The 25,403-nt window shown below is 69.4% G+C and carries 20 protein-coding genes; 6 read left to right on the top strand and 14 right to left on the bottom strand.

Translation table 11 applies throughout. From position 1 onward, the window contains the following. The first annotated feature begins 37 nt into the window (after positions 1 to 37). Positions 38 to 853, top strand: coding sequence for an IclR family transcriptional regulator domain-containing protein (locus tag ACTWQO_RS12105; protein ID WP_443237249.1), 816 nt, complete (start codon positions 38 to 40; stop codon positions 851 to 853). On the opposite strand, the gene ACTWQO_RS12100 is transcribed toward ACTWQO_RS12105, so the two are convergent. Genes ACTWQO_RS12100 through ACTWQO_RS12090 form a run of 3 tightly spaced genes read right to left on the bottom strand, consistent with a single transcriptional unit; the run spans position 804 to position 2,985 of the window. Continuing rightward, complete coding sequence (locus ACTWQO_RS12100; protein ID WP_443237248.1) at positions 804 to 1,742, bottom strand: PDR/VanB family oxidoreductase; 939 nt, start codon at positions 1,740 to 1,742, stop codon at positions 804 to 806. The genes ACTWQO_RS12105 and ACTWQO_RS12100 overlap by 50 nt on opposite strands. Further along, positions 1,739 to 1,924: a hypothetical protein gene (locus ACTWQO_RS12095; protein ID WP_443237247.1), complete on the bottom strand. Its 186-nt coding sequence runs from the start codon at positions 1,922 to 1,924 to the stop codon at positions 1,739 to 1,741. Before ACTWQO_RS12095 ends, ACTWQO_RS12100 begins: the two co-directional genes overlap by 4 nt. Beyond that, positions 1,921 to 2,985 (bottom strand): aromatic ring-hydroxylating dioxygenase subunit alpha, encoded by a 1,065-nt coding sequence (locus tag ACTWQO_RS12090; RefSeq protein ID WP_443237246.1) that lies wholly within the window; start codon positions 2,983 to 2,985, stop codon positions 1,921 to 1,923. Before ACTWQO_RS12090 ends, ACTWQO_RS12095 begins: the two co-directional genes overlap by 4 nt. Positions 2,986 to 4,871: 1,886 nt before the next feature. On the opposite strand from ACTWQO_RS12090, the gene ACTWQO_RS12085 reads away from it, so the two are divergent. Together ACTWQO_RS12085 and ACTWQO_RS12080 are read left to right on the top strand one after the other, a co-directional pair. After that, the gene (locus ACTWQO_RS12085; RefSeq protein WP_443237245.1) at positions 4,872 to 5,165 is read left to right on the top strand and encodes a DUF2637 domain-containing protein; all 294 of its coding nucleotides are present in this window, start codon (positions 4,872 to 4,874) and stop codon (positions 5,163 to 5,165) included. A 245-nt stretch (positions 5,166 to 5,410) separates the two neighbouring features. Beyond that, positions 5,411 to 5,557 carry a hypothetical protein gene (locus tag ACTWQO_RS12080; protein ID WP_443237244.1) on the top strand — a complete coding sequence of 49 codons (147 nt, stop codon included), beginning with the start codon at positions 5,411 to 5,413 and terminating at the stop codon, positions 5,555 to 5,557. Positions 5,558 to 5,701: 144 nt separating this feature from the next. Here the strand turns inward: ACTWQO_RS12080 and ACTWQO_RS12075 are convergent, their stop codons facing one another. The 6 genes from ACTWQO_RS12075 to ACTWQO_RS12050 all read right to left on the bottom strand — a co-directional run bounded on the left by ACTWQO_RS12075 (position 5,702) and on the right by ACTWQO_RS12050 (position 14,049). Further along, positions 5,702 to 7,240 carry a sensor histidine kinase gene (locus ACTWQO_RS12075; RefSeq protein WP_443237243.1) on the bottom strand — a complete coding sequence of 513 codons (1,539 nt, stop codon included), beginning with the start codon at positions 7,238 to 7,240 and terminating at the stop codon, positions 5,702 to 5,704. Beyond that, positions 7,237 to 7,983 (bottom strand): response regulator transcription factor, encoded by a 747-nt coding sequence (locus ACTWQO_RS12070; RefSeq protein ID WP_443237242.1) that lies wholly within the window; start codon positions 7,981 to 7,983, stop codon positions 7,237 to 7,239. Before ACTWQO_RS12070 ends, ACTWQO_RS12075 begins: the two co-directional genes overlap by 4 nt. Before the next feature lie 53 nt (positions 7,984 to 8,036). Next, on the bottom strand, positions 8,037 to 9,482 hold the full coding sequence (locus tag ACTWQO_RS12065; RefSeq protein WP_443237241.1) for a streptophobe family protein: 1,446 nt from the start codon (positions 9,480 to 9,482) through the stop codon (positions 8,037 to 8,039). A gap of 252 nt (positions 9,483 to 9,734) precedes the next feature. Further along, the gene (locus tag ACTWQO_RS12060; protein ID WP_443237240.1) at positions 9,735 to 10,391 is read right to left on the bottom strand and encodes a response regulator; all 657 of its coding nucleotides are present in this window, start codon (positions 10,389 to 10,391) and stop codon (positions 9,735 to 9,737) included. Beyond that, entirely contained in the window at positions 10,388 to 11,656 is a 1,269-nt protein-coding gene (locus ACTWQO_RS12055) for a sensor histidine kinase (protein WP_443237239.1), read from the bottom strand. Before ACTWQO_RS12055 ends, ACTWQO_RS12060 begins: the two co-directional genes overlap by 4 nt. A 146-nt stretch (positions 11,657 to 11,802) precedes the next feature. Then, positions 11,803 to 14,049: an MMPL family transporter gene (locus ACTWQO_RS12050; protein ID WP_443237238.1), complete on the bottom strand. Its 2,247-nt coding sequence runs from the start codon at positions 14,047 to 14,049 to the stop codon at positions 11,803 to 11,805. Between the two features lie 166 nt (positions 14,050 to 14,215). Between ACTWQO_RS12050 and ACTWQO_RS12045 the strand changes: the two genes are divergently transcribed. Beyond that, the gene (locus ACTWQO_RS12045; RefSeq protein WP_328353579.1) at positions 14,216 to 15,499 is read left to right on the top strand and encodes a sensor histidine kinase; all 1,284 of its coding nucleotides are present in this window, start codon (positions 14,216 to 14,218) and stop codon (positions 15,497 to 15,499) included. 20 nt (positions 15,500 to 15,519) lie between these two features. Here the strand turns inward: ACTWQO_RS12045 and ACTWQO_RS12040 are convergent, their stop codons facing one another. Then, the gene (locus tag ACTWQO_RS12040) at positions 15,520 to 16,194 is read right to left on the bottom strand and encodes a response regulator transcription factor (protein WP_328353576.1); all 675 of its coding nucleotides are present in this window, start codon (positions 16,192 to 16,194) and stop codon (positions 15,520 to 15,522) included. A 326-nt stretch (positions 16,195 to 16,520) separates the two neighbouring features. Continuing rightward, entirely contained in the window at positions 16,521 to 19,811 is a 3,291-nt protein-coding gene (locus ACTWQO_RS12035; RefSeq protein WP_443237237.1) for a S8 family serine peptidase, read from the bottom strand. Between the two features lie 441 nt (positions 19,812 to 20,252). Here ACTWQO_RS12035 and ACTWQO_RS12030 point away from each other — a divergent pair, with 441 nt between their 5' ends. After that, positions 20,253 to 20,972 (top strand): response regulator transcription factor, encoded by a 720-nt coding sequence (locus ACTWQO_RS12030; RefSeq protein WP_443237236.1) that lies wholly within the window; start codon positions 20,253 to 20,255, stop codon positions 20,970 to 20,972. 801 nt (positions 20,973 to 21,773) lie between these two features. Here the strand turns inward: ACTWQO_RS12030 and ACTWQO_RS12025 are convergent. From ACTWQO_RS12025 to ACTWQO_RS12015, 3 genes are all read right to left on the bottom strand, one after another. Beyond that, entirely contained in the window at positions 21,774 to 23,138 is a 1,365-nt protein-coding gene (locus ACTWQO_RS12025) for an aminomethyl transferase family protein (protein WP_443237235.1), read from the bottom strand. Positions 23,139 to 23,609: 471 nt separating this feature from the next. Further along, positions 23,610 to 24,905 carry a carboxylesterase/lipase family protein gene (locus ACTWQO_RS12020; protein WP_443237234.1) on the bottom strand — a complete coding sequence of 432 codons (1,296 nt, stop codon included), beginning with the start codon at positions 24,903 to 24,905 and terminating at the stop codon, positions 23,610 to 23,612. After that, the gene (locus tag ACTWQO_RS12015) at positions 24,902 to 25,129 is read right to left on the bottom strand and encodes a carboxylesterase family protein (RefSeq protein ID WP_443237233.1); all 228 of its coding nucleotides are present in this window, start codon (positions 25,127 to 25,129) and stop codon (positions 24,902 to 24,904) included. The genes ACTWQO_RS12020 and ACTWQO_RS12015 overlap by 4 nt, the downstream gene beginning before the upstream one ends. Between ACTWQO_RS12015 and ACTWQO_RS12010 the strand changes: the two genes are divergently transcribed. Next, entirely contained in the window at positions 25,053 to 25,277 is a 225-nt protein-coding gene (locus tag ACTWQO_RS12010; protein ID WP_443237333.1) for a hypothetical protein, read from the top strand. The two genes, ACTWQO_RS12015 and ACTWQO_RS12010, sit on opposite strands and share 77 nt — an antisense overlap. The last annotated feature ends 126 nt before the right edge of the window (positions 25,278 to 25,403 follow it).

Genomic DNA, 25,403 nt, shown 5'->3' with positions numbered 1-25,403 from the left:
GCACAGCGCACGTTCATGCGTCCGCCCGGAGGCTACGATGCCCGCTGCACCCCGCGCACCGCACTTCGTCCGGTCCTTCGAGCGGGGTCTGGCCGTCATCCGTGCCTTCGACGCCGAGCACCCGGCTCGCACACTCAGCGATGTCGCCCGCGCCTGCGGACTGACCCGCGCGGCCGCCCGCCGCTTCCTGCTCACCCTCGCCGATCTCGGTTACGTCCAGACCGACGGCCGGCGCTTCCGCCTCACCCCGCGCGTGCTGGAGCTCGGCTACTCCTACCTCTCCAGCTTCACCCTGCCGCAGATCGCCGAACCGCATCTGGAGCAACTCGTCGCGCAGGTACGGGAGTCGTCCTCGCTGTGCGTCCTCGACGGCGACGACATCGTGTACGTCGCCAGGGTCCCCACCAGCCGCATCATGACCGCGTCCATCACGGTCGGCACCCGCTTCCCGGCGCACGTCACCTCCGTGGGCAGGGTCATCCTCGCCCATCTGCCGGACGAGGAGATCGAGATCCGCCTCGCCCGCGCCGACCTGCGCCCCCTCACCGCCCGCACCGTCGTCACGGCGGACGCCCTGCGCGCCGAACTGCGCCGGGTACGGCGTCAGGGGCACGCCCTCGTCGACCAGGAGCTGGAGGAGGGGCTGCGATCGGTCGCCGCCCCGGTGCGCGACCGGGACGGCGAGGTGGTGGCCGGCGTGAACATCGCCGTGCACGCCGGCCGCAACTCCGTCGAGTCCGTACGCCGCGATCTGCTGCCCCACCTGCTCGCGACGGTCGCCCGGATCGAGGCGGACGTACGGATCACAGGTCCAGCACGAGCCGCTTCCCCCGGCACCGGGACACACAGATGAGCATGGTCTCCCCGGCCTCGCGCTCCTCGTCCGTGAGGACCGAGTCGCGGTGGTCCGGGGTGCCCTCGACGACGTCGGTCTCGCAGGTGCCGCAGGTGCCCTCGGTACAGGAGAAGAGCACCTCGACACCCGCGGCACGCACGGTGTCGAGCACGGAGACGTCCGGAGGGACGGTGAGGGTGCGCCCGCTCTGCTGCAGGACGACCTCGAACTCCTCGTCCTCTCCAGTCCGTTGCTGCTCCTTCGGGCTGAACCGCTCGACGCGCAGCACTCCGCCCGGGCAGCGCTCCTCCACCGCGTCCAGCAGCGGGCCGGGACCGCAGCAGTAGACGAGGGTGCCCTCGGGGAGGTCGTCCAGGACCGAGGCCAAGTCCAGCAGACCGGCCTCGTCCTGGGGAGCGACGGTGACGCGGTCGCCGTACCGCCGCAACTCCTCGGTGAACGCCATCGATCGGCGGCTCCGTCCGCCGTAGAGCAGCGTCCACTCGGCGCCCGCGGCTTCCGCCGCCGCCAGCATCGGCAGGATCGGCGTGATGCCGATGCCGCCCGCGATGAAGCGGTAGCGGGGCGCCGGGGCCAGGGCGAAGTGGTTGCGCGGCCCGCGCACGCGCACCTTGTCGCCCGGCCCCAACTGCCCGTGCACGTACGCCGATCCGCCCCGCCCGTCCGGCTCCCGCAGCACCGCGATCCGCCACGCCGAGCGGTCCGTCGGATCCCCGCACAGCGAGTACTGCCGCTCCAGCTCCGGACCCAGTACGACGTCGATGTGCGCCCCCGGCTCCCAGGCCGGGAGCTCCTCGCCCAGGGGATGGCGCAGGGTGAGGGCGAGCACGCCGTCGGCCGCGGACTCCGTGCGGTCGACGACGAGTTCGGCTTCGTACACGGTCATGAGTCGCTTCCTCGCGGCTGGTGTCCTTCGGGGTGGTGTCCTTCGGGGTGGCCCAGCATCCACTCCCACATCTCGATCGGATCCTGGGCGGTGTGCTCGGCGCCGCAGTGACAGGTGCCGTGCAGGATGTCGGTGCCCGGCAGCCAGTCGATGCGGTAGATCTCGCCGGTCGGGCTTGTCACTGGACCTTCTCCATCGGCTTGTCGCCCTCCTCGACCAGGCGGGCGAGGATACGGCGGGCTGCGAGACCGCCGGTGTCGATGTTGATGCTCAGCTCCTGATACCCCGTCCGCTCGGTCCCGAGCGTCTTCTGGAGCAGGTTGAGGGCGTCGACGTCCTGCATGACCACGGTGTGGTTGTTGCCCCGCAGGAACTCCGTGACCTCGTCGTCGTCCGTCGCCCAGTCCCGGGAGACCATCCAGAAGTCGTACACCTTGCCGTCCGAGGACGGCGTGATGGCGTACGTGATCTCGGTGTGGAAGCCGTTCGGGTCGCTGCCGTCGGCCTCCGGCACCACGCCCACGGGCGCGATCCGGCTGTGCAGCAGGTAGAGGCAGGGGGCGTGGTACTCGATGTCCTGCCAGCGGGTGATGCGGCCCTCGATGCCGGTGGACTTGGCGTAGAACGGCGGGCACTCGGCGTCGTCCATGTGCCGGCTGACCCGGACGATCCCCGCGCCCTCGTCGACCTCCGTGGTGATCGGCGTCTCGGCGACCTCGGGGGTGCCGATGTAGCCGCCGTGCAGATACGTCTCGTGGGAGAGGTCGAGAAGGTTGTCGACGAGCAGTCCGTAGTCGGCGTCGATCGGTTCCATGCCGCGGACGGTGGTCCAGCCGGGGGCGTCGAGGTGCCGGGCGCGCGGAATCGTCTGCGGGTCCGCCAGCGCCGGGTCGCCGATCCACACCCAGATCAGCGAGTCCTGCTCGACCACCGGGTAGGAGGCGACGCGGGCCGTACGCGGGATGCGTTTCTGCCCCGGCACGTACACGCACGCGCCCGTCGTGTCGTACGTGAAGCCGTGGTAGCCGCACACGATCCGGTCACCGTCGAGACCGCTCTCCGACAGCGGGTACCGGCGGTGCACACACCGGTCGTGCAGCGCGACGGGCGTCCCGTCACCCTCAGTGCGGTAGAAGACGAGCGGCTCACCGAGGACGGTCCGACCGAGCAGCTCACGCCCGACCTCGTGGCTGTAGGCGGCAACGTACCACTGGTTCCTGGCGAAGGCGGTCATGTGGGGCATGGCAGTTCCCGTCCCTGTCGGCGGGGCGTCCTCGCCCCGCGTGCCGTGGTTGGAAACAGGGTCGTGAGGCTTACATCGGCTCGGCAAGACGGCTTCTGTCAGGCGGAAGAACTTCTGTAAAGAGGCTGGTCAGAACCTTGCTCTGTCACCCCCTAGTCGCCAGAGCGGAGTGCCGCGTGGTGCGGCAATTCGGTTCGCGCTCGGGGGAGCCGGAGGCGGCGACGGCGAGTGCGACTACTCACTACACGGCGTTAATCACCCAAAAATGTCCGCTTAGTTTCAATTGTGGAACTCCCCTGTCGGTGGATGCTCGGTACAGCGGCAAGAATCAGCATCACTGCAGGTCAATTACTGTTCGCTTTGAGTTCTGGGGCCCTCGGGTCGAATCCGGGTCGAATCCGCACCTTTTTAGGTTGTCGAGCGTGTTGCTGCTGGTCAGGGTGGTGTGAGGTCGCGTGCTGGTTCGCCTTGCGGATGAGGACCAAGCGGCGAGCCGTCGGGCCGATGAGCCACTGAAGAGACACTGAGTGGCGGCGGTCGGCTGTCAGGGGCGAGGGGCCCACCAGCGGATTCTTCGCTGCTGGTGGTGCGATCATGCCCTGCGGAAATGTCTTCAGACGGGACGGCTGATGCGTGATGACCTGGGACTGCTGGTTCCTGGCCGAGACCGACCTGCCGAGCGTTTCAGGGGCCGTCCAGGAGCCGCGCGGTGGTCGGGCCATGTGGCAGAGGCCCGCCGCCTCGCGCGGCAGCCGGCACTCTCGCAACATCCGGTACACCCCGGAACTGCCAGTCCTCGGCGTCGATATCAGCACAGCTTCGGTTGGCTCGCCGTCACCAACGCCGAACCGGAAAATCTTGGTACCTCGACGAGTTCATGGTCCGCGAGGCCCCTTGAGTGGCTCATGTAAGTCCTGCTCATGGTTGGGCAGTTGGGGGTCACATCTTCTGTGTCAGATCGGCACTGCCGGCCGGGTGGCAGACGCCCGTGCGCCCGCGGCGAGCGGGCAGCTTGGAAGCTCGCTTCAGGGGGCGGTACGCCTCGGGACACCTGGGACACCGTGGAGGTGGCCGAGCAGGGCCGGTCACGGAATTCACATCGGGGTACAAGGCGTATGGCATCCTGACCGGCGCCAATGACGACATCGGGCTGGACCTGATACGCGAGGGCGGCAACCACGCCGTCGGCCTGGTGTTTCGTCGTACGCGGAAAGACCGCCTGAGCGTCAACAACGCGACCGGTCGAGCAACTTGGGCACCCGGTATTCCCCCGGTACGGCTCGTGGGCGAGTTGTCGGCGGCTCAGCAGTAGATCGTGTCCATAGCGCGGGACTCTGCCCCGATGCACGGCTCATCGTGGTGGCCGAGCAGTCCGCCGCGCTCGACCCTGACGGGCGATGTCGTCACCCTGATGATCGCCACACAGAGACCAGCCCCCTGGATCCCAGTCTCCATTCCGCTGAGATCGCGGTTTCTCCTGGACCTTCGACTCCGGCGTCGGTCTGAGATCCGGGAAGTGATCTACAGGGCGTGCAACCCGGCAGCGGCGCGTTCTGGTCGAGGGGGAGGGCTACGCCCCAGCAGCGTCCGTTCGTGCCGCCTACCCGAGCGCGATACGCGTGACGCGAAGCGGCCAGGTTGCGTTCCGCCCGATGTGTCACGCCCGGATAGTTGACGGATACCGAACGGTGGTCTTCTCCATCTCGAACAGAACCTGGCGTACAGCCCGACTCGTCTGCCAGCAGGGCTCTGACCTGGTCTTATGGTCTGGTCGGGGCCCTTTGTCGTGTCTGGGCACATCCCGCTTCTACCTGCGAGTTCCCGGGAGTTCCCGCGCAAGTGTGCACGCGTTGTGCACTGGGGGACGGTGTCGGACGGTGGGTTCGATGAGTGAAATCACCGAGTCGCCAGAGGGGGCTGGCGGCAGCCGGGTGTTCGACCTCGACGCGTGGATTCGGTCGCTGTGCGCTCTGGTCGTTGCCGGGGTCGCCGCGTATGCCTCGTATGTACATCAGCGGGAGTTCGCGCTGCAGGGTGGGGTGGATGAGGTCGGTGCGTCGTTGTGGCCGCTGTCTGTGGACGGGCTCGTGCACCACGAGGCGCTGGGTGGTCGAGCGGAGGTGGAAGGACTTCGCCGCCGGGTTGTCGCAGCAGCCCGGTTGAAGCTGGGGGCAGCCTGATCCGGGGGACGCCGGGGAGGGGGGACAGCAGCCCCGACAACGACGGGACGTGCCGGTACTGCCAGACGGTGCGGGTCCGGCTAGCGAGACGAGAGGGTGTATGTGAGGAACCAGTGGTAAAGCCCCGCAAGCGACAGGCCGGCTCCAATCTGGTGGATATGGGCCGGTATCGCAGTGCGTGGCCGCGCGTCGGTGACGGGTGGTCAACTCCGGAGCCGTCTCAGGCCGTCGGTGAGGAGGCCAGGATGAAGGACTGCGGCGTAGACAGCGAGACGACGCCCGGGGTTCGGGCCGTCGCCGGATCGGTCGGCGGGATTGGCGCGCTCGGCACGGAGGTGAGGAGAAGGCCGCTGAAGATCGCGGCCATCCTGCTGCCGTTGAGGCCGCCATGAGAAGCGGTAACGGCACAAATATGAATAACTCCAGATATTTTTCACAGAGTTGGCCGCAGGTTTGAGCAGCCACGCCGACTGCCCTATCGCAGGTTGAGCAGGTCTCCCGCCAGCGTCTCCATTCGAACTGGGGCGGGTTGAGTTTCAGCGGATCGTGTCCGTGACCGGCGGCAGCAGGAGGCGGAAGGTCGCCCCCTGGCCGGGGGACGTGGTGAGTTCGACTCGGCCGTGGTGGGCCGTGACCAGGGAGTGGACGATGGACAGGCCTAGGCCGGCGCCGGCGCCGGCTGAGCGGGTGCGGGAGCTGTCGACGCGGTAGAAGCGTTCGAAGACCTGCTTGGCCTGTTCGTCGGTCATGCCGGGGCCCTGGTCGGCGACTTCGAGGACGGCGTGGCCGTCGACGGTACCGACGCCGATGCGGATGGGGGTGCCGCCGGGGGTGTGGGTGACGGCGTTGCCGACCAGGTTGGAGACGACCTGGCGCAGGGCCGCCTCGTCGGCGAGGGCGGCGGAGGAGGCCGGTGCCCCGTCGTCGGGACCGGTGAGTTCGACCGGGCGGGTGGGGTCGAGGGCGCGTACGTCACGCAGGGCGTCGACGGCGAGGGTGCGCAGGTCGGTCGGGGCGAGCTGGAGGGGGATGCCGGTGTGGTGCGGGGTTTCGTCGAGGCGGGCGAGTTGCAGCATGTCCTCCACCAGGCGAGCCAGGCGTTCGGCCTCGCCGGAGATGCGGTCCATGGTGCGGTCGATGTCCTCAGTCGTGGGGAGGGCGCCCATGCGGTACAGGTCGGTGGAGCCCTTGATGCCCACGAGCGGGGTGCGCAGTTCATGGCTGGCGTCGGCGACGAAGCGGCGCATCCGCGCCTCGGAGTCGGCGCGGGCGGCGAAGGCCGTCTCGATCTGTACGAGCATGTTGTTGATGACGGTGGCCAGCCGACCGATCTCGGTCTGCGGGGCGGCCAGGTCGGGAACGCGGTGGGAGAGATCCCCGGCGGCGATGGCGGTGGCCGTCTCCTCGATGCTGGTCAGCGGGCGGAAGCCGGAGCGTACGGCGAACCAGCCGACCGCGGCGAGTACGGCCAGGAGGGCGGCGGCGACGGTGGTGGAGATGGTCGACAGGCGGTCGACGGTCGCGTCGGCCTCGCCCGTCGACGTGGCCACCGCCACCGAGACGGCCTTTGGGTCCGATGGACTGTCGAGGAGGCGTGCCGTGTCGGTCAGCGGCCGGACGACCACGCGCCAGCGCGGTCCGCCGTCCTGGCCGGACACGGTGAAGGGATCGGTGCCATGCGCGACGACGGTGGTGGGGGCGGGGGCAGGCAGTTGCGGGCTGGTGTCGGGCTGCGTACCCGCGGCGCCGACCGATTGGCCCGCGGCGTCGAGGTAGACGACAGCGGGCGTGTCGAAGAGGTTCAGCGCGGACAGGCGCTCGGCGGCTTCCTTCGTAAGTGGCCTGTCCGTGGTGGTGGGGTTGGGTGAGAGGGAGGGCGGGATGCGGGCGAACAGGTCGGCGGCGGGGACAAGTTGACGGTCCGTCTGTTCCTGCAGGTAGGCGCGCAGCAGGTGGTGGACCACGACGGTCGAGGCGACCAGCCCCGCCGTCAGCAGGACGACGGTCAGAAGGACGAGCCGGGTGCGCAGGGACAGGCGGGCGAGGAGGCCTCGCAGCCACCGGAGCGTGCTCATGGAGTGGGCCTGCGCAGGACGTAGCCCTGGCCGTAGATGGTGTGGATGAGCCGGGGCCGACCGGCGTCCAGCTTGCGGCGCAGGTAGCTGATGTAGGTGTCGACGATGCTGGGGTCGCCGTCGAAGTCGTAGTGCCAGACGTTGTCCAGGATCTGTGCCTTGGACACCACGCGGCCGGCGTTGAGTATCAGGAAGTGCAGCAGCCGGAACTCCGTCGGTGACAGGCGCACGGGCTGCCCGGCCCGGGTCACCTGGTGGGCATCGGGGTCGAGTTGCACGTCCGCGACGGACATGAGGGGGCTCGTGATGGCGGTGGTACGGCGCAGGACGGCCTGGATGCGGGCGATCAGCACCTGGAGGTCGAACGGCTTGGTGACGTAGTCGTCCCCGCCCAGACGCAGGCCGTTGAGCATGTCCTCGGTGGTGTCCAGGGCCGTCAGGAAAAGCACGGGCATGCGGCGGCCCGTCTCTCCGGTGGTGGGGTCCGGCAAGTCGCGCAGCCGGCGGATGACGGTGAAGCCGTCCATGTCGGGCAGCATCACGTCGAGAACGACCAGGTCCGGGGGGTTCTCGTAGGCCGCCGCCACGGCCTGTCGGCCGGTGGCGGCGGTCGTCACGGTGAACCCGGCGTGCCGTAGCGCGGTGGGCAGGAGTTCGAGGACGACGGGTTCGTCGTCGACAACGAGGAGGGAGCCCGCCCCGCGGGACACCTCCCGTGGGGCCGCGGCTTCGGTCGCTTGCATACCGTCCTCCTCGGGGAGTGGAGTGCGCGTGGTCGTGGGGTCAGGGAGTGCTTTCAGGGAGTGCTGTGGTGAGCGGGCGCCGTGGTCGCGTGCGGTCGCTGGGAAGCCTTGGCCGTACGTCGGGAGCGGCGCACCCGGTACGTGTCGTTGACGACGCTGCCGACCCATCCGGACGCGGCCGCGGTGAACAGCCCGAGGAGGACGGCGGCCGTCACGCTGTCGGCACCGCCCCGCGCGTTCAGGTTCATCAGGGGCATGTCCCCGAGCGACATGACCCCCGTCATCGACGGGCCGCCGAACAACTGAGCCATCACCAGCAGGACCGACCAGGCGAGGCCGACCTGCGCGGCGGTCATCGCAGCCCGCGTCGACCGGGTGGACAGCGGCGTGCCGTCGCGCCGGGTCGCCACCGGGGTACGGGCAGCGGTCAGCATCCCGCAGACGACCAGCACGGCCAGGGCGCACAGGAGCACCGCCAGACGCATGGCGAGGCTGCCTCCCGTGACGTCCGCCAGGCTCATCGAGCGGTGCGGCGGGGTGAAGCCCCCGCCGTCGGAGCCTCCGGTCATGCCGCCTAGGAGACCGCCGCCGGACAGTCCGCTGAGCAGGCTCCCGAACGGGCTGCTCGCGTCCATCGCTCCCTCGAAGGAGAACGACCAGGAGGCGCCGAGGCCGGTCGACAGGAGGGCGAACACGCCGTTCGGCGCCACGAGGAGGGCCGCACCGGCCGCCTTGCCGCCGTTGTCGCCCCCCAGGGCGAAGGCGCCGACGGTCACGACCAGCGTGAGGGAGAGCGTCACGGCCAGGACGACGGTGGCAGTCGCGGAGAGCACGGGACCCACCACCGTACGCAGCCTGCCCGTCGCGAACCGTACGGGGAAGCGGGGCCGCCGAGCCGCCAGCGTCCCCAGGGCGAGCACCACGAGCAGCCAGAGCAGGCCGGCGAACACGGTCATCGCCACGTCGGTGTGGAAGTCCACGGCGGAGAGGCTGGAGGACCGATCCGCGCCGCCGAGCTTGCCCAACAGGCCGCCACCGCCCCCGCCGAGCAGGCCGCCCCCGCCCGAGCCGCCGGCTCCCGGCTTCAGCTTGGCGGTGACCGAGTCGGGCAGTTGCAGGCTTCCCCGGGCGAGGGGCGCGGCCACCAGGAGCAGGACGAGCCAGGTCACCGAGGCGACGGCCGCCCTGGCGAACAGCAACTCGGCCGTGACGCGCCGGCCGCGCAACCGCCAGAAGAACGCCAGGCCGAGGACGAGTGCACCGGCCAGGGTCACCGCCAGCGGCGTGCCGCGCACACCGCCCTCCATCCCCATCGACAGGAAGCCACCGCCGGAGCCGCCCGAGAAGCCGGCCGATCCGCCGACGGCCAGGCACACGATCGCCAAGGCCGCCGGCATCACAGGTGTGGCGGACGACGCGTCCGCGAGGGACAGCCCGAACAAGGCCACAGCGAGCATCGCGGCGAACGCCGCGAGGGCGCAGACGACGCCCGCCGACACGTTCTGCCCAGCCGTGACGGACGGGCCCTGGCCTTTCGAGGCGCGGGGACCCTGTGGTGGGTGCCCATGCCGGGAGGGACGAGGGGGAAGAGGGTTTCGCGGGGCGCCTGAGGTCAGCGTGGTGTGATGACTCATGGTCCGGAAGCCTGGTCATCTCGCCCGAGGTTTCCCTGAAAGGTTCTGAGAGGAACCTGGGAATCGGAGACATGACAGAACGGGCGCTGTGCGGGGCTCGTGCGGCGAGGGAGCCGGTCATGCGGGCCGGACCACGCCGGTGACGTAGGCGAAGATGACGGCCTGGACGCGGTCGCGAGCGCCGATCTTCGCGAGGATGCGGCTGACGTGCGTTTTGACGGTGGTCTCGGCCAGGGAGAGGCGTTGGCCGATCTCCGCGTTGCTGGCGCCGGAGGCGAGGGCGACGAGGACCTCGCGTTCGCGCTGGGTCAGCTCGGCGAGCCGCTGATCCTTGGCCGGCGAGCCGCCAGGTAGGCGGTCGGCGAAGGCATGGATGAGCTTGCGGGTCAGGCTCGGGGAGATCACGGCGTCCCCGGCGGCCACCGCCCGGATGCCGGCGATCAGTTCGTCGGGCAGGGCGTCCTTGAGGAGGAAGCCGCTGGCACCGGCGCGCAGCGCCGAGTACGCGTACTCGTCGAGGTCGAAGGTGGTCAGGACGAGGACCCGGGAGCGGCCACCGGACTCCACGATGCGGCGGGTGGCCTCGATGCCGTCCATGCCCGGCATGCGGACGTCCATGAGGACGACATCGGGGCGGAGTTCGGCGGTCATGCGGACCGCCTCGGCGCCGTGGGTGGCCTCGCCGACCACGCTCATGTCCGGGTGCTGCTCCAGGAGCATGCCGAAGCCGAGGCGTTGCAGGGCCTGGTCGTCGACGATGAGGACGGTGGTCATGACGGATGCTCCTCCGTGGTCTTGGCCGAGGCCGTGTTCGGCGGGGTTGCGGTGAGGAGGGCGCGGACAGTCCAGCCGCCGCGGGAGTTGGGTCCGGCGTCGAGCCTGCCCTGGTAGAGCGCGGCCCGTTCACGCATGCCGACCAGGCCGTGGCCTCCACCGCTTCTGCGGCCCGCCCTCCGGCTGTGGGGTGGTCCGGTGTCCTCGACCGCGACACGGACGAGATCTCCGTCGGCAGCGACGGCGACCGTGACCGAGGTGTCGGGGGCGGCGTGCTTGAGGGTGTTGGTGAGGGCTTCCTGAACGATGCGGTAGATGGCGAGTTGCAGGCCCTGGCCGAGTCTGTCCACGTCGCCGTCGGTGTGCAGGGAGACACTCGGTCCAGCCGCGCGTACCCGCTCCAGTAGGGCGTCGAGATCGGACAGGCCCGGCTGCGGAGCGAGCGGGGTGCTGTCGTCGGTGCCGGACGCGTCGCGTTCCACGTCGTCGTCGTCGACGTCGACGTCGACGGCTAGGAGGCGGGTCAGTTCGCCGAGGGCGCCGCGCCCGCTTTCGGCGAGGGTGTGGCCGAGGATGTCGTGCATCTCCCGGGCGATACGGGCGCGTTCGCCGGCGGCGGCCAACCGGGCCCTCTGATCGCGTTCCACCTCCAGGCGCACGGCGCGCTCCTCCAGGGCGGTGATGTAGCCGCGCACCAGCCAGCCGGCCAGGCCCAGCGCGGCGAACGCCACAGTGCAGGCCACCAGCACTATCACGATCGCCGGGAGCCGTATCAGATAAGGGCTCGGTCCGTCCGCCGCCAGGACGAAGCCCGTCGCGACCGTCTCCGGGAGGTTGACCGCGAGAGCGGTGGCGATCTGCACGGGGGTGCCGCGGCGGGCCACGTTGTACAGGGCCACCAGCCGGCCAGCGTTGGATCCCGCTCTCAGGCCCAGGGCGATGTCCGCCACGGACAGGACCGACCCGGCCGCGAAGACCGTCATCGGCCGGCGCTCCCGCCACACCAACGGCACGGAGAAGGAGGACACCAGCGCCAGCGCCACCCAGACGCCCGGCCCCGAGCCGGCGGCGGCCTCCAGCACGGCAGGAAGGCCGACCAGCGCGCAGAGGGCGGGTACCCCCCACCGTCTGACCCTCGGGTGGGCCTCGTCGGCCCGCTCCACCGACGCCAGCCAGGGCAGCAGCCGGGCGATCATGTGGTGCTCGGAGTCGAGCATCAGGGATCCGGGCTCGACGGGACGAGCCGTCGGCGCTGGCGAGGACACTGCGGACCCTCCATCGTGCGGGCGGACCGTCCGCCGGTCCTGGGGGGAGTCGGGACCGACGGGCGGCGTCTGGGGGAATCGGGCGATGTCGGCCGTACGACGGGACAGAGGCGGGGCCGCCTCTGGCCCGTCGTACGGCCTCCCGGTTAGCCTGCGCCGTGCGAGTCCCGGGCCACCGACTCGCGCTCATCAGCAGCAGGCACGTCCTCGTCGGCGGGCGTCGGCTTGTCCAGCATGTGCTGGAGTTCGGGCGACGCGCTAAGTGCCTCACCCTCGACGTCCACGTTGGGCAGGGCCTTGTCGAGCCACCTGGGCAGCCACCAGGCCCGCTTGCCGAGCAGCGCAAGGACGGCCGGGACGATGGTCATCCGGACGACGAAGGCGTCGAAGAGGACGGCGATGGCAAGGCCGAAGCCGATCATCTTGACCATGGAGTCGTCGACGCCGATGAAGCCCGCGAAGACCGCGATCATGATCGTCGCGGCGGCGGTGACGACGCGCGCGCCGTGCTGGAAGCCGGTGACGACGGCTTCGCGCGGTGCCTGTCCGTGGACGTATGCCTCGCGCATGCGGGTCACCAGGAACACCTCGTAGTCCATGGCGAGTCCGAAGACCACGCCGATCATGAAGATCGGCATCATGCTCATGATCGGGCTCGGCTCTTGGAAGCCGAACCAGCCCCACTGGAAGACCGCGACCACCGCTCCGAGGCTCGCGGCCACCGAGAACACGAAGCCGACGGCGGCCTTCAGCGGGACCAGCACGGAGCGGAAGACGGCGATCAGCAGGAGGAAGGCGAGGCCGACGACCAGGGCCAGGTAGGGCAGCAGGACGTCGCTCATCCGCTGCGAGAAGTCGACGTTCATGGCCGCTTGACCGGTGACGTAGACGGTGGCGCCGGTGTCCGCCTTGATGGTGTCGCCGGCGTCCCGGATCGTGTGGACGAGGTCTTCGGTGTCGGTGCCGCCGGGGCCCGACTTGGGGACGACCGGGACGACCGCGGTGGTGCCGGCCTCGTTGAAGGTGGCCTGGCGCACCATCGCGACGTTGTCGAGGGTACGGATCTTCGCCGTGAGGTCGGCGGCGGCGGTCTTGGGGCCGCTGTCGGTGCCCTTGGCGTCGACCACGACGAGCAGCGGGCCGTTGACGCCGGGGCCGAAGTTGTCCGACAGCAGGTCGTATGCCTTGCGCTGGGTCGTGGAGGTCGGCTGCGAGCCTTCGTTGGGCAGCCCCAGTTCCAGGGAGGCGGCGGGTACGGCGACCACGCCGAGCCCGAGCACCGCGAACAGCAGCACCGCCACCGGCCGGCGCAGCACGAACCGGGCCCAGCGCGTGCCCATGTTGGGCCTGCCGTCGTGAGCGACGGCGCTCTCGCGGGTCTTGCGGGGGAGGAGACGGTCGCCGGCGAAGCCGACCAGTGCCGGGATCATGGTGAGCGCGATCACCACGGCGAGGGTGACGGTGGCGGCCGCGGCCAGCCCCATCTTCGTGAGCGGGGGGATGTTGACCACGGTCAGACCGACCAGCGCGATGACCACGGTCAGCCCGGCGAAGACCACCGCGGACCCGGCTGTGCCCACCGCCCGCCCGGCCGCGTGTTCTCGGTCGCTGCTGTGGGCGAGTTCCGCGCGGTAGCGGGAGACGATGAACAGGGCGTAGTCGATGGCGACGGCCAGCCCGAGCATGGTCGCCAGGATGGTGGTGGTGCTGCCCAGGTCGAGTACGTTGGCCAGGGCGTAGATCGAGGTCACGGCGATGCCCACGCCGACCAGCGCCGTCGCGAGCGGCAGCCCGGCGGCGATCAGGGAGCCGAAGGTGATCATCAGGACGACGGCGGCTATCGCCACGCCGATGATCTCGCCGGCTCCCAGGTGCAGCTTCTCCCGGACCGCGTCGCCGCTCGCCTCCACGGTCAGCCCGCCCTGCCGTGCCTCGTCGGCGATCTCGAACACCTGGTCAGGGATCGAGCCGTCCAGTTCGAACGCCGGCAGCTTGTACGACACCTGGATGTAGGCGGTGGAGGCGTCCCGGCTGACCGCCCCGACGGCGAACGGGTCCAGGACCCGGGCGACCTGGTCGGAGCTGTCCTTCAGCTCCGCCACGGCCTGTTCGACCTCGGCCTTGTTGGCCGGGTCGGTGATCTTCTCGCCGTCGGGCGCTTTGAACACCACGCGGGCGGTCGCGCCGTCGGCGTACGTTCCCGGGAAGCGTTCCGAGAGCAGGTCGTAGGCCTTCTGCGCCTCCGTTCCCGGCAACGAGAAGGAGGTGGCTTTGGGCGTCGACGCGCTGGCGGCGGCGACACCGGTCAGTGCCAGTACGACCAGCCAGAAGGCCACGACGACGCGCCGCCTGCGAAAGGCGAACCGGCCCAGTCTGTAAAGGTATTCGGCCACGAGGGCGCACTCCGTTCGACGGATCAGGATGGGGAGTGGCGAGATGCCGTCGCCATCCTGGGCCGCCCGGCACCCGGTGCTCGTCGGCCATCCGTCCCTGATCGGGACCGGGCGTCGGCCATTCGGCCGACGCTGCCCGTCCCGCACCTTTCGTAGGCTGCCCGGTGTGAAATACGACCTGCCGTTCCCCGCCAGGGCTCAGCGCCTGATCACCATAGGCGTGGGCGCCGTCTTCGTCCTGGTCTGGCTGCTGGACCTGACGCATCTGGTGTACGGGCCCACGGTGATCGACTCGCCCACCGTCTGGCTGACCACCCTGGGCTCCGGGCCACTCGCCGCGGCGGCTCTCGTTCGTGCCGACCGGAGTCCCGCGCTGATGTGGCGCGCGGGTGTCGCGGCCGTGCTGTCCACGGCAGTGACCGTATGGGCCCCCGCGATTCCCTACCGACAGGGTCCGGCGGCCTGGGGATTGCTGGAGACCGCCGGCCTGCTCGGGCTGATCACGTTCACCGTGCGGGGGGTGGCTCGGCCGGGCGCCGCCTTCGGCCTGGGTGCGGCCCTCGGTGTCTCCATGATCCTGCAGCCGCTGCGAGTCGACGGGGACCCGCGGACCCTGGCCAGCTGTTTCGTACTGTTCATCTTCGTCGTGGGCGGCACGAGCCTCGGGGCGTATCTGCGGCTGCTGCAGGCCCGCCGGGCCCGAGCGATCGTCGAGGTGCGCCACGGCGAGCGCCTGGAGCTGGCCCGGGATCTGCACGACTTCATCGCCCACCACGTCACCGGGATGATCGTGCAGGCCAACGCGGCTCTGGCGGTGCACCAAACCTCGCCGGACAAGGTCGATCCGATCCTCAAGAACATCGCCCGCTCCGGCTCGGAGACGCTGGCGTCCATGCGGCGGCTGATCCATGTCCTGCGTGAGGAGGAACGCGGCGGCCCTCGGCCTGGCGAGCTCATGACCGAACTCGGCCGAATGGTCTCGGACTTCTCAGCGACGGCGATGGAGGATGCGACGGCATCCGCAACGGGCACCGGACCAACGAGAGCAGGACAGGCCAGGCTCGACGTCTCGGCCGCCGCTCGCGCCGTACGGCTGCCTCCGGAGGTGGAGACTTCCGTCCACCGCATGGTGCAGGAGGCACTCACCAACGTACGCCGTCACGCGCCGGGCGCGGAGGTGACGGTGCGCCTAGACGCCGATCACGCCTGGCTGCGGGTCACGACCCTGAACACCGCTCCTACCCGTCGTGGCTCACCGCCCACTGGCGGCCGGGGCGGCTTCGGCCTGGTCGGGCTGCGCGAACGGATCGAAGCCGTCGACGGGACACTCACCGCCGGTCCCGCGCTGGGCGGTGGCTGGCAGACGACAGCCGTCTTCCCGCTGACCGCCGACGGCCAGAAGGCTGCGACGCCTACGCCGGCCGAGTACCTGCCGGCGAAGGGAACCTGACACGCCGCCTGCCGACTGGCTCAGTCTGCCGACCTGACGACACCCTTCTTCCAGGCCCAGGCCGCGATCTCGACACGATTGCGGGCGTCGATCTTGCCCTGGATCCGGCCCAGGTACGTCTTGACCGACGACAGCGACAGGAACAACTCATTGCCGATCTCCTGGTTGGTGCGCCCCACCGCCACCAGTTGCACGATGTCCAGCTCCCGGCCACTGAGCACATCCCGGAGCGGCGCCGGAGGTGCGGCGGCCCGCTCGTGCTCCTCCAGCCGCCTGAGCAGCCGCACCGTCACCGCGGGCGAGACAAGCGCGTCGCCACGGGCAGCGGCCCGCACTGCCTCGACCAGCAGGGCGGGCGAGGCGTCCTTCAGGAGGAACCCGCAGGCGCCGTTGCGCAGCGCGGAGGTGACGTAGTCGTCCTGGTCGAAGGTGGTAACCACCACCACGTTGAGAGGATCCACCACACCCGGGCCGGCCAGCAGCCTGGTCACCTCGATCCCGTCCAGCCTCGGCATCCGGATGTCGACCAGACACACATCCGGACGCAGCCGCCGGGCGGCATCGACACAGTCGGCGCCGTCGGTGGCCTCCCCGACCACCTCGATCCCGGGCTGCGTTTCGAGGATCAGCCGGAACCCCGTACGCACGAGATCCTGGTCATCAGCGACAAGGACGCGAATGTCGGTGGTGTTCACTCGGCAGACCCTTTCATGTGGTGCTTGAGACAGTCCAACGGAGGGCAACGGGAAAACGGACCCCGAAAAGTCTCGTGATGAAAGGGCGAAGGGACGTCAGGGGTGACGGTACTGCGGTAAGGCTCCTTTCATCCCGGAGTTGTGTCTTCCGCGCACAGGCTCAACTGAGCTTGCCCACAGGTTACTTGGCCTGCTCGCATCAGAGGATCGCGGGCGGCTAAGCTCGAACAGCAGTGCCCAGGGCGGTCGGAGCCGTCCCGGGCACTGCCATGGAGGTGGGCTGGTGCCTCAGCCGGGCGGGCGTGAGGCGGTGGCGTCACCCGCGTCTACGGCGTCACCTTCCCCAACTTGACAGTGCCCTTGCCCGCGAAGGTCCCGTGGTCGTTGAGCAGGTGCACCTCGCCGAAGAGCGCGCGGCCCTCCGGTGCCACGGCCGCGGCCGTGACGTGTGCGGACACGGTCGCCGAGGCACCCGTGCCGAGCCGCACCGGCCCCGCATCGTCCGGGGTGAGCGAGCCAAGGGCGGCGGAGAAGAACACGTCGAGGTAGTCGTAGGCGGTGGAGCCGGACGGGACGTCGAAACCCAGCACCTCGACCGTGTAGGTGCCGGCGGCCGGACGGGGCACGGAGACCGACTCCTCGGCGTCGGCGTCGGCGGCCGTGCCGACGAGGTCGCCGTCGGCGTCGTACACCCTCAGGTCCAGGTCGGTGGCCTTGTCCGAAGGGTTGCCGATGGCGACGTCCAGTGACGTGGCGCCCTCGGGCACCACGACCGTGGTGGTCTGTGTGTCGCCGGTGGCGATGGTGGGACGTGTGGTCCGCGACGAGCCGAGCGGGCCGCCCTTGACGGTGCCGTTCACCGGCGCGTATTCGTTCTCGGCCGTCCAGGAGACGGCGGCCGCTGTGCCCGCCTTGGCCTCCGGCACGGTCGCGGGCTCCGGGTCGAAGGAGGTGCGGTACACAGTGACGTCCAGGTCGTACGGATTGTCGAGCAGCTTCGAGGCGTAGGACGACTGGACCACTATCTCCCACACACCGGCCTGCGGGTCCCGGTACGCGGCCACATCGGACGTGGCGGGGTCAGCGTCCCTGACGGGCAGGCCGTACGGGTGGATCGCGCTCGCCACCGTCCGGCTGCCGTCCTTCAGGCCGCCGAGCCTGACCTCCAGGGTCGTGGCGCCTTCGGGGACGGTCACGAAGTAGGTGTTCGCGCTGTTGCGCTGCACCGATCCCGAGGCGGAGTAGGTGTACTCGGCCGGGGTGGAGACCACCACGGTCGTCAGAACCTGCTTGTCGACGCCCACGGTCGTCGGGTCATCGATCTCCAGGCGGGCGCTCTTGATGCCCTCGGACGTCGGCGCGGCCTGGACCTTCACGGTCACCGGACGGTTCAGCGGCAGTGCCACCGTCGGCGAGCCGAGGAGAGAGAAGGTGCGGGACTCGTTGTTCTTCAGCCGCAGCGTGTGCGGGACCGGGCCGTCGGGGCCGGAGGTACGCGTCAGGGTGACCTCGTACGTCTTCTTCTGGCCGGCCTTGAGCCCGCCCTCGCGGTCGTAGATCCCGGCACCGAAGCCCGGCGTCTTCAGCGCCTGGTCGAGCGCGGTGTCGACCGGGGCCTTCACGGTGTACTCGTGGGCGTTCGCTCCCTCCTGGATCTCCTTCCAGGCAGCCTGGACGTCGATCAGGCCCGCGCCCTCCTCGTACGCCTGAAGTCCCTTGATGTGGCGGGCGGCCGAGGTGAGCGCCGTGCGCAGTTTCACAGGGGTGAGGTCGACGCCCTGCTGCTCGGCAGCGGACAGCAGCAACGCGCTCCCGCCCGCCGTCTGCGGGGACGCCATCGACGTGCCCTGGTACATGGTGTAGCCGGCAGGCAGGTTCCAGCCCGTGTACTGCTCGAAGAGCTGGGCGCCGGGCATCCAGGACGGGCTGGAGGAGACCGCCGAGCCGGGGGCGACGAGGGTCGGTGCGAACCCGCCGTCCTCGCGGGGGCCGCGGGCGGAGAAGGTGAACAGGCCGTACTTCTTCTCCACTTCGGCACCGTAGTTGGCGGCCCAGGTCTCCTTGGAGACGGCAGCGCCGACCGAGATCACCTTGTCGGCCAGGCCCGGGTCGTCGATCGTGTTGGTGCCGGGGCCTGAGTTGCCCGCGGCGATCACGAGTTGGACGCCGTAGGTGTCGATGAGGCGCGTGTACAGCTCGGCGCGCGCGTTGTTGCCGTCGTTGAGTGCGGGCAGGCCGCCGATGGACATGTTGACGATGTCGACGCCGCGGTTGACGACCAGGTCGATCATGCCCTCGGCCAGCGCGACGTTGGTGCAGCCGGCCCCGAAGATGCAGGCGCGGGACGACACGATCTTCGCCCCCGGCGCGGCGCCGTTCATCGTGCCGCCGAACAGGCCGTTGGCCGCGGCGATACCGGCGACGTGGGTGCCGTGATATTTGCTGACGACGCCGATGTTGACGAAGTCGGACTTCTTGCCGACCCAGTCGCCGCCGAGCGGGTCCATGGGTACGTCCTTGCGGATCTCCACGACGAACGGCTGCCGCTCGGCGATGTCGGTCTCGGGGTCGTCGGTGCCGAACCAGCCGATCTGGTGAGCGTCCTTGTACGGCTTCATCGACTCGTCGTCGGTGAAGTCGTGGTCGTTGTTCAGGTCGACGGTGACCGTTTCGGCCGCCGGGTCGTACAGCACACCCCAGCTGTCCGTGGTGTCACCGTCGCGGTTCGCGTCGCCGTCGGTCAGGCCGTCCTCGACCTTGCCGCCCTTGGTGACGGACTCACGGAAGACGTTGACGCGGTAGGAGCCCGAAGGGGCCTTCCAGCTCTGGCCGCCGTAGGTGAAGGCCGGCCCGGACACGTCGGTCGTCATCGCGCGCCAGGTGCCGTCGCCGTCGACGATCGGGTCGGTGGCCGTCACCCAGTCGACGATCTTCCGCTCGCCGGTGGTGGTCTTCTGCAGCGCCGGGCTCGCGAGGTCCACTCCGGTGTCGAGGACACCGATGGTGACACCGCGGCCGTCCGCCGTCGGGTGTTTCTTCACGAAGTCGACGGCACCCGTCTCGAAGGACGGGTTGTACGGGTTTTCGGCCGGGGTGTCCTTGCCGGGCCCGGGATACGTGTCCGAAGTCGCCTTCACGGCAGCGCCATTGACACTGGGGGCAGCAGGCGACGGATCTTCCAGCTGTATCTCGTCGCGCAGGTCGATGCCGTGCACTGAGGACAGCTTGACGGCGGCGTCGATGGCCGCGTCCGCTCTGCCGGTCGGTACGGTGGCCCTGACGTAGCCGAGCTTGTCGTAAGTGCGGCCGACGGAGCCGCCCTTGACCGCGTCCAGCTCCTCGGCGACCTGTTCGGTCTTCCCCGGAGCGGTGGCGATCATCATCGTGACGTTCTTCTCGCCGGTGGCCTCCGCCTTGGCGAGCAGCTCGGCGTCCGCCGAACCGAGCTTGTCATGCGCGGACTTGGGTCTCTCTGCAGTGGAGTGGCCTTCGGCAACGAAAGACAGGGGTGTCAGCCCGGTCGTGGTGAGTACGGCCGTCAGTCCGGCGGCCACGGCTAGGCGGGTCAAGCGTCTCGCACCCGGTATCGGGCAGACGTGGGGGGTCGTGGGGGGCATGTGCTTCCTTTCCCTCGGGGCGGTTCGTCCGCCACGGGGTGACGGCGACCGTCAGGGGGGTCGGCCGACCGTCGCGGTGTTGTCGCCGTACTCCACCAGGCCGTCCGGCTGCCGCGATCAGACGGCCTGACCAAGCATTTTCGCCACGCCGGTCGACGGGATAGGGGCAAACATCCTCAACTGCGCTCGCGCGCCTGTGTCTTGTCTCACGCTTGGGCGCTCCGCCGGTCGACCTGCCCAGGAGCCATGTCGAGTGAGAGTCGCTCCAGCGACCGGACAAGCTCGGTGCGGAATAGGTGACTTCGGCGCAGTCAGTCACCAGGGAGGGATTCGACCTGCGACAAAGTCCCGACGAATGAAACAACTTGCTAGATCGTTCAAGTAGGTTGGGGGAGAGTCACCTGCGCGGCCCAGACCACACCCCCCACCCGTGGAGCCGAAGTGTCCCTTCACTTCCCTGCCCAGTCGCCGTGGCGCAGGGCGACGCTGTCAGTTGCGCTCGTCAGTCGCGACAACCTGCCCCGTCCCTCGCTCTCCGAAGTTTCCGTCCATGTGGTCCGGGATCCTCGCGAGATCCACTCGAGCGACGATGTCGTGCTTTTCCACGGAGTCGGAATGGCGCAGGATCTGGCTCGTTTCTCGGCCGAGATGGCGGACGAGCTGCCACCCGCCGCGGTGCTGACACGGCGGCTCGACTGGGGCGACGTCTGCCTGGCCTTCCAGCACGGTGTCACCAGCTACGTGCTGGAGGGACCGCACTCCTGTCGGCTCGACGAGGTACTGATGTGCACCGCCCGCCGCTTCGGCATCCTCGACCCGGAAATCATCGAAAGGATCCGGACCGAGGCTCGAGCAGAGGGACGAACGGCGACAGCGAAGCCAGGCAGATCACCATCCGCGTCGGAGGCCGTCCCTGGATCGCATCCGCTGTTGTCCCAGCGAGAGAGCCAGGTCATGGACCTTCTCGCCTCCGGCCTCGATGTCCGTGATGTCGCCCGGCAGTTGTTCCTGACCGACAAGACGGTCAGGAACTATCTGAGCCGCATATACAGCAAGATCGGCGTGCGCAACCAGGCCCAGGCGGTTCTGTACTGGCTCGGGCGAGCGGACAGCCCGACGCCCGGCTACGCAACCAGGGGGGCCGAGAGCGTGGACCGCTGAACCTCGGTTGACACTCTGATGTCGATGTAGATGGGCAGAGCCGCCCGTGCTCAACAAGGCTGCCGCGCTGGTGTTCGGTGGCGCGCGAGGGTGATGGTCAGCGACTGCGGCTCGCCTGCGGTCTGGTGACGGTCGGCGCGATGGCCGGTGCGGTAGCCGTGAGGCGCGGAGGCTGCTGCCGCTGGTGCCGTGAGGTGGTGTCGCCGGGTCTCCATACCCTGCAGGGCGGGGGCGGCGGCCTGTTCGCTCCCGTCGGCATGACCATGATGCTGCGCTCGCCCTGTTCTTCGGGCCGTGGGTGCTGCCTGACTTCCCTGCCCCGCATCCCGCTTCGACCTCATCGGCTTAGTCCTGGCAGGCGGCGGTCTCGCGTCGGTCCTGTACGCCTTGACCAGGGTCCCGGACCGAGGGTGGGGGAGCGGGTACATCCTGGTCCCGCTGGTGAGCGGTGTCGTCCGCCGGCGCTGATGGTGCCGTGGGAGCTGCCTGCCAGGCATTCCGTGATCGATCTGCAGATCGTAGAAGATCAGCTCTTCCGTACGACGCAGTCGGTCCTGCTCCCGATCGACGCCGCCTCCGTGGGCGTACGGGGGCCTGGGTTACGACGCCCTGCGCTCGAAGCTGGCCACTTTTCCGGAGGCGCTCGGCATGCTGACGGCCCCGCAGCTCGTCCCCCGTCTCCACGACAAGCTCGGCCCGCACCGTCTCATGGCTGCGGGCGGCCTTGGGGCCGAGCTGGTCATGGCTTATCTGACGACTTCGGTCGGCGACGGACCCACTTCCCGGCACCGACCACTGTCGTCACAATGACGTGACGTCCGTGCGCCGACGGTCGGGCTTGAAGGGCAGCGCGGTGACCGTCGCCCTGATCTCGCGCTGGGACGTACCCGGACCGCCCCACAGCACGGCCACCTCGGTTCCCGGGGTGGCGGACGCCTGCTCGATGACGCAGAGCGAGATGGTCTGCCGCAGGTTCGCGCTGATCGTCCGTCCTGTGGCCACCCCTACGGGAGAGCCGTCCTTGCGGACCTGGTCGAAGTGGGGACCGCGCCCCCGAGGGATCTCCATCTGGTCGGGCACTTCACCCTCCTCCAGGAACGAGGTGAGTACCCCGGCCACGTCCCGCTTGTCCCAGACCAGCCCCATGAGAGTGCGCCCGGGACCGCCGTCGCGGGCGTCCTTCACCAGTGCGTCCCGCCCGAGAAAGTCACGCTCGGGAACACCTTTGCGGAATCCCCATCCCAGTTCGCCCGGCCTGCGGAAGTAGTCGGTAATGCCGTTCGGCGGTACGAAGCTGCCCGTGGGCATGCCCCTGCGGAACTGGCGGGGTGCGCCGGGCGACAAGATGGCGGCGGGCAGATAGTCGAGGCCGTTGGTCGCGATTCCGGCTTCGATGTGCTGCACGGGCTGCGAACGCAGACCCAGTTGCCTGATCCCGAACTGCAGGCCGCTCTGCACGACCGCCGCCCAGATGTCGTTCGCGTGATCCGCCGGTCCGTGGAGTTCGTAGCCGAGTTCACCCGAGATACCTGTACGGAGCACGCGTATCGGCACTCCGGAGACCTGCGCCATCCTGCTGCGGCTGAACCCGATGTCGCTCAGGGGCTCGCCGGTGGCCTTCTCGACGGTGTGCAGGGACGCCGGTCCCTGGATGCCGAAGATGAACCGGTCGGGGCTGATGTCGACCGCCTCAGCGTCCCAGTCGCCCTGGCTGAACTGCCAGAGCAGCCAGTCGCAGCTGCCCGCGGTGTAGACGAACTCCTCCGCACCGAGCCGGCACAGGACACCTTCGGAAGCCACCCAGCCGTTCTCGTCCAGCTGCACGTGGTGCTTGATCTGCCCGATGTCGAAACGCGCGAGGTTCCGCATGCCCAGCCGGTCGAGAAATCCGAGAGCTTGCCGCCCCCGTACGACGACCTTGTGCAGGCAGCTCCAGTCGCCGACGTAACACGACTCGACGTGTGCGGTGGTCTCCTCCACCCAGCCTCCATACTCCGTGGGGATCAGCATCTGAGCGAAGCGGCTGAGCGAGCCATGGGCGTTGGCGACGTCCTGGGCCGCGGCGGCAGGGCTGAACAACGGCGGCCGCTCGGTGACGAAAGGTGCCTCGAATCCCAGCCGGAGGGTCGTCTCGTAAGTGCTGCGCTGATGAGCGGTCAGGTCCATTCTCGGCTCCAAGTTCCGCGCACGATCCGCCCCTCGGTCATGGCGGCACGAAGGACGGGTGCGATGGCCGCGACGCCCGCGTGCGTTCCTTCGTCGCCCCGAGGGGCTGAGGCATGGTCCACCACAGATTCACCGTGATCGTGTGGGGTCCGGCAGGCATCGCTAGATCGTTTTAGTGGACCGTAGCAGGTGACTGTCGACGATTTCGAGACCCGTGCGGGGAGAACTTCGGTGTGGATTCTCACCCGTACCGGGGCGGACGAAGGCGACTCAGTGGGCGCGGCGGCGAGGCAGCGGACATGCATGAGGTCCGGCCCCACGAGCCTTGAGCTGCCGAAATGGGCGCGGGCGAATCCCAGGGGTCCCTTCCGCCATCCGCGCATGCCCGCCGGCGCGGCAGGGGCTTACAGGGCCCGGGGCTCCATACCCGTCAAGAGGAGGAGCCCGGCGCGTCGCACGATCGTCGATGTCTCACCAGGGCGGCTGGGCTTCGAAATACCGCTTGTGGAACGCCCGCCGCGCGGCGTCGGCGTCGAGCAGCGGGCCGAAGTCGTCGCCCAGCTCCATCGAGGTGAACGACCCCGGGCCGGATGGTGCCCAGTGGGCCAGTCCTCGGCCGTTGGGGTCGCCATGAGCGGAGAAGTTGACGACGTACCGGGACATGGTGGCGGCGATCCGCCGGTCGTCGTCGGTCCACGGCAGGTCGGTGGCATACGGGTTGTCGAAGATGTAGTTGATCTCCGAGCCGTGGTAGGCGCCCTGCGTCTGGCCGGGAGGAGCATGCGTCCAGAAGTACTTGAACACCGGACTCTTGGCCCTGCTGGCCCATTCCGTGGCCCACAGAGAGGTGGAGACGCGGGAGTTGTCGCGTGCCGAAGCGTTGGTCTGGGCGTCGGCCTCGGCATTCGTGGCAGCGGGGTACAGCGCGAGGAACTCGTCGGCCAGGTCGCCGTATTTCTTGCTCGCCATGGCCTGGTACGAGGTGGGCGTGGCCCCCGGTGCGGTCGAGGCGCCGCTCTCGTCCTTGTTGTTGCCGGTGATGACGGGGACGTCGCTGTGCAGGCCGCGGCTGAGGGACTCCTCGTATGTGCGGGCCAGGACGTATCCGTCGAGCACGGGACGGAACAGCGGCGGGTGGCCGTTCACCGGGCCCTCGACCGTGGTGTCGTTGTCGTCGAGCCCGTCGAGCAGCTCCTCGACGCTGAGGGCCCGCATCTGTGCCAGGGTCGTGGCCTTGTGCTGGGCGGCCCAGGTGAGGCCCTGTCGCTCGGCGCCGGCCAGTGTCGGGCGGTAGGACTCGGCCAGGGCCGCGATCTCGGGATCGTCGGTACCTCGGGCACCGCTCTCGGAGATGCCCCGGTGGACGAGCCCCTTCGCCAGCGGTGAGTTGATGAGTTCCAGTACGGAGGCGGCTCCCGCTGACTGACCGGCGATGGTGACTCGGTCGGGATCGCCGCCGAACGCCTTGATGTTGCGATGGACCCACTTCAGGGCGGCGATCTGGTCCAGCAGACCGTAGTTGCCCGAGGAGCCGTGCGGGGACTCGGCGGTCAGCACCGGGGTGGCCAGAAAGCCGAAAGGACCGGTGCGGTAGTTGAACGTCACCACCACCAGGCCCTTCTCGGCCAGGCCCGCGCCGTCGAAGGTCGGATCCGAGCCGTAGCCGGAGGTGAAGCGGCCGCCGTAGATCCACACGAAGACCGGGCGCCTGTCGTGCGACGACTCGGCGGCTGTCCAGACGTTGAGATTCAGACAGTCCTCGCTCATCGGCGGCTTGGGGGTGCGCCTGGCATGTTCCCCTGCGGGCAGATGTCCCGGAACGTGTCCGCGACACGCACCCCCGACCAGGAGGGCGCCGGGCGCGGCGGTCGCCAGCGGTTCGGGCCGGCGGTGGAGGCGGCGTAGGGGAGGCCCTTGAACACCGTGACCGACGGGCGGGCCGCCGGTATGCCGGAGACCAGTCCGCTGTCGATGCGAACGGGGCCGGACATTTCCCTGGTCGAACTGGGCCGGGACGATCCTGCCACCGTCGCGTGGGCGTTCGTGCCCGCCGCGGTGACCGTGGCCACAGCTGCCGCCGAGGCCAGCGACGCTTCCAGGAACGTGCGGCGGCCGAATCCTGTCGCGCTATGGGTGTGACTGTGCTCCGAAGTCAATGGATTCCTTCCGAGACGGTATGGAGGCGCCGACCGCGGTCAGACGAGGTGCCCTCACAGTCGTCCACACGACTGGGGCAGCGGGAGCGCGGTGCGCCGTGGGTAGTGT

It is taken from the genome of Streptomyces sp. 4N124 (assembly GCF_052245395.1).
GTDB lineage: Bacteria > Actinomycetota > Actinomycetes > Streptomycetales > Streptomycetaceae > Streptomyces.
Note: the sequence above shows the minus strand (reverse complement) of the source record. Positions and strands in the feature narration are given on the sequence as shown.

Bases quoted from the DNA above. Each gene is read 5' to 3' on its own strand.
- ACTWQO_RS12105 (WP_443237249.1), top strand. From the start codon at position 38: ATGCCCGCTGCACCCCGCGCACCGCACTTCGTCCGGTCCTTCGAGCGG.
- ACTWQO_RS12100 (WP_443237248.1), bottom strand. From the start codon at position 1,742: ATGACCGTGTACGAAGCCGAACTCGTCGTCGACCGCACGGAGTCCGCG.
- ACTWQO_RS12090 (WP_443237246.1), bottom strand. From the start codon at position 2,985: ATGCCCCACATGACCGCCTTCGCCAGGAACCAGTGGTACGTTGCCGCC.
- ACTWQO_RS12085 (WP_443237245.1), top strand. From the start codon at position 4,872: ATGAGTGAAATCACCGAGTCGCCAGAGGGGGCTGGCGGCAGCCGGGTG.
- ACTWQO_RS12080 (WP_443237244.1), top strand. From the start codon at position 5,411: ATGAAGGACTGCGGCGTAGACAGCGAGACGACGCCCGGGGTTCGGGCC.
- ACTWQO_RS12075 (WP_443237243.1), bottom strand. From the start codon at position 7,240: ATGAGCACGCTCCGGTGGCTGCGAGGCCTCCTCGCCCGCCTGTCCCTG.
- ACTWQO_RS12070 (WP_443237242.1), bottom strand. From the start codon at position 7,983: ATGCAAGCGACCGAAGCCGCGGCCCCACGGGAGGTGTCCCGCGGGGCG.
- ACTWQO_RS12060 (WP_443237240.1), bottom strand. From the start codon at position 10,391: ATGACCACCGTCCTCATCGTCGACGACCAGGCCCTGCAACGCCTCGGC.
- ACTWQO_RS12035 (WP_443237237.1), bottom strand. From the start codon at position 19,811: ATGCCCCCCACGACCCCCCACGTCTGCCCGATACCGGGTGCGAGACGC.
- ACTWQO_RS12025 (WP_443237235.1), bottom strand. From the start codon at position 23,138: ATGGACCTGACCGCTCATCAGCGCAGCACTTACGAGACGACCCTCCGG.
- ACTWQO_RS12020 (WP_443237234.1), bottom strand. From the start codon at position 24,905: ATGAGCGAGGACTGTCTGAATCTCAACGTCTGGACAGCCGCCGAGTCG.
- ACTWQO_RS12015 (WP_443237233.1), bottom strand. From the start codon at position 25,129: ATGTCCGGCCCCGTTCGCATCGACAGCGGACTGGTCTCCGGCATACCG.